Raw genomic sequence first — 6,646 nt, 5'->3', positions numbered from 1 at the left:
CCCGTCCCAGCAGGCGCGCCCGTCCCAGCAGGCGCGCCCGTCCCAGCAGGCGCGCCCGTCCCAGCAGGCGCGCCCGTCCCAGCAGGCGCGGCCATTCCGGCATCGGCGCCCACGCCGGGAGCGACGGCCGTCCCGGCGGCGACGGTCGCCCCGGGGACGCCGACGGGAGCGGCGGCTGATCCGGGGACGGCGGCGGCTGCGGGAACGGGTGGCTGGGCCATCGGCTGTGCGGCCGGGTTCAGGCCCGCCGTGACACCCGCCGCCGGCCGGGCGGAACGGGTGAAGCGCGGCGCGTCCAGCGGACTGTTCTGCTGGCTGTAGGCGGGAGGCCCGGACGATGCGGGCGCGGCCTGCGCGAGCGGCGGAGGCGGGGTGGGCTGCGGTGCGGCCGCCGCAGGCGGCGCCGCCCAGGGCGGCGGGGCACCCGCACCGGGGTTCGTGGGCGCGGCCGTCATCGGGGGTACGCCGGAGGCCTCCCCACCCGATGCCACCGGCGCCCCGCCCGGAGCGGCCCAGGCCGCGTTCGCCGGGGAGTCACCCGACCCCGCGGGCCCCACACCCGGAGCAGGCCACGCCGGGCCCGCCGACGGTTCACCCGGAGGCACGGGCACCCCGCTCGGAGCGGCCCAGGCCGGGTTCGCCGGGGGGCCGGCCATCGTCCCGCCGGCCGGAGCGGGCGCGGGGGCCGATCCGGCGGGCGGCCAGGCGCGGAGACCCGAACCGGTCGCCGGGGCGTCTTCGGCCGGTGGCCAGGGCCGCAGGGCACCACCGGTCGCGGCGTCGCCGTCCGCCTGGGGCCAAGGCCGGGAAGCACCGCCCGCGGCGGGTTCCTCCCCCGTCGCCGGCCAGGGCCGCAGGCCACCTCCCCCCGCAGATGAGTCCTCGGCCGGGGGCCGCAGACCGCTCCCGGCCGGTGGGCCCTCGGCCGGAGGGCGCAGACCACTCCCAGCCGGTGGGCCCTCGGCCGGAGGGCGCAGACCACTCCCAGCCGGTGAGGAACTCCCAGCCGCGGACAGCGAACCGCTCCCGGCCGGCGGCGAAGCCTCGCCCGGAGGGCGCGGACCACTCACCGCGGGCGAGGACGGGGGCCGAGGGGCGGCCGGCTCGGCACCGGGGGCGGGAGCGGACGGCGCCGCATGCGCGCCCCGGCTGGGGACGCCGCCCGGTTCGGCGGGTGGCCAGGCTGGTGGCGGGGCGGCCTCGGCACTGTTCAGCGCGTCCGGGGTGTCGCTCGGATCGGCCCCGGCGTGGCGGCCGAGCCGGGAGCGGGTCTCACCGCCGGACGCAGCGAGACCGCCGGACGCAGCAAGACCGCTGGAGGTCGGGCCGCCGCCGGAAGGGGGCAGCCCCGCAGCAGGCGCCCGGTTCGCACCGATGCCCACGCTCTGCGAAAGAAATCCCGACCCGGCATTCCCTCCAGGCCCGGCCCCGGAGGGCAAACCGGGCCCCGCGTTCCCCGACAGCCCCCCGGAGAGCCGCGGCAGCCCGCCGAGCCGCGACTCGGTCCAGGACTCGCCGGGCGGCTCGGCCACCCGGCCGGGAGCCGTGGACGGGAGCGGACCGGCCAGCGGATCGCCGGACCGCGCCGTACCCTCGTCGGCCGGGCCCGCGCCGAGCGGCCCGAAGGCGACCCGGGTTGTCGCGATCAATCCGGAGGACTCCATCAAGCCGGCGGCGGCCAGGACCTCGGCCGCCGCCTGCCCGGAGCGGCACGGCAGCGGCTCGCCGCAGGCCGGGCACCGGGTCACGCCCTCGCCGCCGGAGTGGGTCCGGACCATGTCACGGGCGGTGCGCGCCAGCACGCTGTCCGGGTTGACGTAGTTCGTCGGTGCCACTGGCCTCCGCCCCCCTCCGCCGCGAATTTTCGCGCGACTCGCCGTCCAGTTCACCCCGCCGGGTACCGCGAACGGGCGAGTTTCCGCAGATCGGTGGGTTGCGAGCGGGAATTGCCAGGTATCTCGCGCGAGGAGCCGGCCGGGTTGGTAGGGAGAGAAAGAACGATTCACTCACGGTGCCGAGCCCAGGCCACTCCGTAACATTGAGGAACATCCAGGAGGTGATCCCCATGGACGACACCGAGCTGCATCGCGAGCGGATCCTCCGGCACGTCAGTCCGATCATCACCGGCCGGTTCATCGGCTATCAGGCGTCGTACACGCGTGAGGTGCGCGTCGGGCGGCCCCTGGCGATCGCCGTGTTCCTCACCGCCGGCATCGCCCAGCTGGTGGCCTCGCTGTTGCGGATGAAACCGGCCCGGCGCAGCCTCAAGGATCTGCGCAAGGGCCCGGAGTTCCTGGTCACCCCGCTCCGGCTGCGCGACGACCTCGGGCAGACCTACGAGATCGAGATGCACGGCCAGCTGCCGCAGTCCGCGCTGCACCGCGGCGACCTGGTGCAGGTGCGCACCGAGCCGCAGCGGGACCGCACCCTGCCGGTGAAGCTCATGCAGGTGGTGAATCTGACCACGATGCAGCCGCTCACCCCGCGCATCCCGACCCGCTGGTCGCACCTGGGACCGGCGATGCTGCTGCAGGCCGCCGCCGGCCTGGTGGTCGTGGGCGTCCTCGCCTTCGCCCTGCTGCACTGAGGCGGCGTAGAACGACGGACCACGGGGTATCGGGGCGTCCATGTTCGACGCACCGTTAACCACCACCCGCCAATGCTGCCCCGCCGGGATGAGAACACGCATTGACAGCGGTAATCATGAGTCCGGGGGGACCGCTGCGACGACGCCCGTTCTCCCTCACCGCTGACGCTCGGAAGGTGGTGCCCGGTGGGCGAGAAAGTCGAAAAGACGGAGTTTTCCCGGGAGGACCGGACCCGGTACCGGCAGAAGATCCGCCGGAGCCTGGACGTGTTCGCGACCATGCTGCGCGAGTCCCGCTTCGACTTCGAGCGGCCGATGACCGGCATGGAGATCGAGCTCAACCTGATCGACGGCAACGCGGACCCGGCGATGGCCAACGCCGAGGTGCTCGGCGCGATCGCCGATCCGGACTTCCAGACCGAACTCGGCCAGTTCAACATCGAGATCAACCTGCCACCCCGGCGGCTGGCCGGCGACGACGTGGCGGACCTGGAGAAGGGGCTGCGGGCCAGCCTGAACCACGCCGAGGGCAAGGCCCGCACGGTCGGCGTGCACATGGTCACCATCGGGATCCTGCCTACCCTACGCCGCGAGCACCTGACCGGCGAGGCGCTGTCGGCGAACCCGCGGTACTCGCTGCTCAACGAGCAGATCTTCGCGGCCCGCGGCGAGGACCTGGACATCCGGATCGACGGCGTGGACCGGCTCGCGGTCACCACCGACAGCATCGCGCCCGAGGCCGCGTGCACCAGCACGCAGCTCCATCTGCAGGTCAGCCCGGCCCAGTTCGCGGCGTACTGGAACGCCTCACAGGTGATCTCCGGGATCCAGGTGGCGCTGGGCGCGAACTCGCCGCTGCTGTTCGGCCGGGAGCTCTGGCGGGAAACCCGGATCCCGCTGTTCGAGCAGGCCACCGACACCCGGTCGGAGGAGATCCGGGCCCAGGGCGTACGGCCGCGGGTGTGGTTCGGGGAGCGCTGGATCACCAGCGTCTTCGACCTGTTCGAGGAGAATGTCAGGTACTTCCCCGCGCTGCTCCCGATCTGCGACGGGGACGACCCGGCGGACCTGCTGGAGCGCGGCGACATCCCGGCGCTGAGCGAGCTGCGGCTGCACAACGGGACGGTCTACCGGTGGAACCGGCCGATCTACGACGTGGTCAACGGGCGGCCGCACCTGCGGGTGGAGAACCGGGTGCTGCCGGCCGGACCGACGGTCGCCGACACGATCGCGAACGCGGCGTTCTACTACGGCCTGGCACGCAGCCTCGCGGAGGCGGAACGGCCGGTCTGGACGCAGCTGAGCTTCCGCGCCGCCGAGGAGAACTTCCACGCCTGCGCCCGGCACGGCATCGACGCCAGCGTCTTCTGGCCGGGCGTGGGGACCGTACCGGTGACCGAGCTGGTCCTGCGCCGGCTGCTGCCGCAGGCGGCGGACGGCCTGGACCGGTGGGGGGTCTCCCCGGCCCAGCGGGACCGTCTGATGGGCATCATCGAGCAACGCTGCCTGCGCCAGCGTAACGGCGCGTCGTGGCAGGTGGAGACGCTGCACGAGCTGGAGAAGCAGGGCCTGGACCGGCAGCGGGCGCTGCACGAGATGCTGCGGCGTTACCTGCCGCTGATGCACGACAACCTTCCCGTGCACGAATGGCCGGCGGGCGCCTGACCGCCTGTCCGGCCACGGCGCCCGGACTCACCCGGGGCCGGGCGCCGACCGGGCGAGGGCCACTGTCACCCCGCCGAAGATCCGCTTCGGCATGATCAGTTCGGCGGACGGGCCGGCGGCCAGCAGCGCGGCGGCCTCGGCCACGCTCGGCGTGCCGACGGCGGCCGCCACCCGGGCGCTCGGCGTGGGCACCGGCCGGGCGGCCAGCTGCTCCGCGCGGAAGGTCACCACCGGCCACCCGACGTCCGGAAAGGACCGCCGGTCCAGGGTGGCCACCGCGCCCACCTCGGCGCGGTCCACACCGGCCTGCGCCAGCGCCGCTTCGATGGCGGCAACCACGGCGGCGCCGCGCCGCGCCCCCACCCCGATGAAGATCACATTGCTGCCGTACGGACCAGCCGCGCCGCGAGTCCACGCTGCCCGGCCCAGTGCAGGTGCAGGTAGGACGCGTGCACCGCGGGCGTGGCGAACCCTTCCGGATCCGCTCCCCGCCACGCCCAGGCCGCACCGGCGGCGGGCGACAGCAGCACCCCGGAGCGCGGGTACACGGCCGTCCGGTGGAACTCGTGCCCGGTGACCCGGGTGCCGGCCGGCGCGAGCGGGCTGTCCGACAGCGCGACCGCGTCCCGGTAACCGAGCGTCAGCGCCGGGGTCATCGCGGCCTCGGCGTCCAGCACGCCGCACATCGGAGCGCCGTCCAGGCTCCGGCACAGCCAGAGCAGCCCGGCGCACTCGGCGACGATCGGCAGCCCCGCGGCGGCCAGCTCCCGCACCGACGTGCGCAGCGGCTCGTTGGCCGACAGCTCGGCGGCGTACACCTCGGGGAAGCCGCCGCCGACCACCAACGCGCGGGCGCCGTCGGGCAGGGACTCGTCGCGCAGCGGGTCCACGACGGTGACCTCGGCGCCGGCTCCGGCCAGCAGCTCGGCCGTCTCCGCGTACGCGAAACTGAAAGCCGGGCCACCGGCGAGCGCGACGACCGGACGGCCCGGCACCGGGTCCTCGTCCCGAGGCGTCCACGGGGTCGCCGCCAGGGGCGGCGCCGAACGCGCGACCGCCAGCACCGCGTCCAGGTCCACCGCGCCCGCGACCAGCGTGGCCAGCGCGTCCACCGAGGCCAGCGCCTCGGCGCGGCGTTCCGCGGCGGGCACCAGCCCGAGGTGCCGGCTCGGCGCGGCCACCGCGTCGGCGCGGCGCAGCGCACCGAGCACCGGCGTGCCGACCTCCTCGCAGGCGTCGCGCAGGATCTGCTCGTGGCGGTCCGAGCCGACCCGGTTGAGGATCACCCCGGCCAGCCGCACGGTGCCGAAACTGCGGAAACCGTGCACCAGCGCGGCGACCGAGCGGCCCTGCGCGGCGGCGTCCACCACCAGGATCACCGGCGCCCGCAGCAGCTCGGCGACCTGAGCGGTGGAGCCGGTCTCGCCGGCGCCGGTGCGCCCGTCGTAGAGGCCCATCACGCCCTCGACGACGGCCAGTTCGGCGCCTTGGGAGCCGTGCGCGAAGAGCGGGCCGATCAGGTTCTCGCCGACCAGGACCGGGTCCAGGTTGCGGCCCGGCCGCCCGGCGGCCAGCGCGTGGTAGCCCGGATCGATGTAGTCCGGGCCAACCTTGAACGGTGCCACCGGCACACCGCGCCGCGCGAACGCCGCGAGCAGCCCGGTCGCCACGGTGGTCTTGCCGTGCCCGGAGGCCGGCGCCGCGATCACCACCCGCGGAATCGTCACCATTCGATCCCCTGCTGCCCCTTGCGGCCGGCGTCCATCGGATGCTTGATCTTGGTCATCTCGGTGACCAGGTCGGCCGCCTCGATCAGGTCCGGGTGCGCGTCCCGCCCGGTGATCACCACGTGCTGCGTCCCCGGCCGCCCGGCGAGCGTGGCGACTACGTCGGCGACGTCCACCCAGCCCCACTTCATCGGGTAGGTGAACTCGTCCAGTACGTAGAACTTGTAGGTCCCGGCGGCCAGGTCCCGCTTGATCTGCGCCCATCCCTCGGCGGCCTCGGCGGCGTGGTCCCGCTCGGTCCCGGCGCGCTGGATCCAGGACCAGCCCTCACCCATCTTGTGCCAGGTCACCGGCGTGCCGTTGACGCCGTCGAGGGCTTTGAGCGCGGTCTCCTCGCCCACCTTCCACTTCTGCGACTTGACGAACTGGAAGACGCCGACCGGCCAGCCGGCGCTCCAGGCGCGCAGCGCCATCCCGAACGCGGCGGTGGACTTCCCCTTGCCGGGGCCGGTGTGCACGGCGAGGACCGCCTGCCGCCGGCGCTGCCGCGTGGTCAGGCCGTCGTCGGGCACGGTGGTCACTTTTCCCTGCGGCATCGCTTCCCTCTCCCCTGCGCGGCGTCCGCTGACCACTTCCGGTCCGCTTCCCCCAGAAAATTGATTGCGGC

6 protein-coding genes are annotated in these 6,646 nt (G+C 74.7%); 3 read left to right on the top strand and 3 right to left on the bottom strand.

The window, feature by feature from the left end; all coding sequences use genetic code 11:
* Window positions 1-1,374: 1,374 nt before the first annotated feature.
* The 3 genes from Asi03nite_RS03510 (at window position 1,375) to Asi03nite_RS03500 (ending at window position 4,252) form a co-directional block, all read left to right on the top strand.
* Window positions 1,375-1,821, top strand: coding sequence for a hypothetical protein (locus Asi03nite_RS03510; RefSeq protein ID WP_203676929.1), 447 nt, complete (start codon window positions 1,375-1,377; stop codon window positions 1,819-1,821).
* A 244-nt stretch (window positions 1,822-2,065) separates the two neighbouring features.
* Window positions 2,066-2,587, top strand: coding sequence for a hypothetical protein (locus tag Asi03nite_RS03505; protein WP_203676928.1), 522 nt, complete (start codon window positions 2,066-2,068; stop codon window positions 2,585-2,587).
* 186 nt (window positions 2,588-2,773) lie between these two features.
* Window positions 2,774-4,252 carry a glutamate-cysteine ligase family protein gene (locus Asi03nite_RS03500; protein ID WP_203676927.1) on the top strand — a complete coding sequence of 493 codons (1,479 nt, stop codon included), beginning with the start codon at window positions 2,774-2,776 and terminating at the stop codon, window positions 4,250-4,252.
* Window positions 4,253-4,279: 27 nt separating this feature from the next.
* On the opposite strand, the gene Asi03nite_RS03495 is transcribed toward Asi03nite_RS03500, so the two are convergent.
* The 3 genes from Asi03nite_RS03495 to cobO are packed head-to-tail and all read right to left on the bottom strand — an operon-like array spanning window position 4,280 to window position 6,575.
* The gene (locus Asi03nite_RS03495) at window positions 4,280-4,630 is read right to left on the bottom strand and encodes a cobalamin biosynthesis protein (protein WP_203676926.1); all 351 of its coding nucleotides are present in this window, start codon (window positions 4,628-4,630) and stop codon (window positions 4,280-4,282) included.
* A complete protein-coding gene (locus tag Asi03nite_RS03490; protein WP_203676925.1) occupies window positions 4,627-5,982 on the bottom strand; it encodes a cobyrinic acid a,c-diamide synthase CobB in 1,356 nt (451 codons plus the stop codon). The genes Asi03nite_RS03495 and Asi03nite_RS03490 overlap by 4 nt, the downstream gene beginning before the upstream one ends.
* Complete coding sequence (gene cobO / locus Asi03nite_RS03485) at window positions 5,976-6,575, bottom strand: cob(I)yrinic acid a,c-diamide adenosyltransferase (RefSeq protein ID WP_203676924.1); 600 nt, start codon at window positions 6,573-6,575, stop codon at window positions 5,976-5,978. Before cobO ends, Asi03nite_RS03490 begins: the two co-directional genes overlap by 7 nt.
* Between the last annotated feature and the right edge of the window lie 71 nt (window positions 6,576-6,646).

This window comes from Actinoplanes siamensis (genome assembly GCF_016862395.1).
GTDB classification, from domain to species: domain Bacteria; phylum Actinomycetota; class Actinomycetes; order Mycobacteriales; family Micromonosporaceae; genus Actinoplanes; species Actinoplanes siamensis.
The sequence above is the reverse complement of the archived record's forward strand: the minus strand, read 5'-3'. Positions and strand labels throughout refer to the sequence as shown.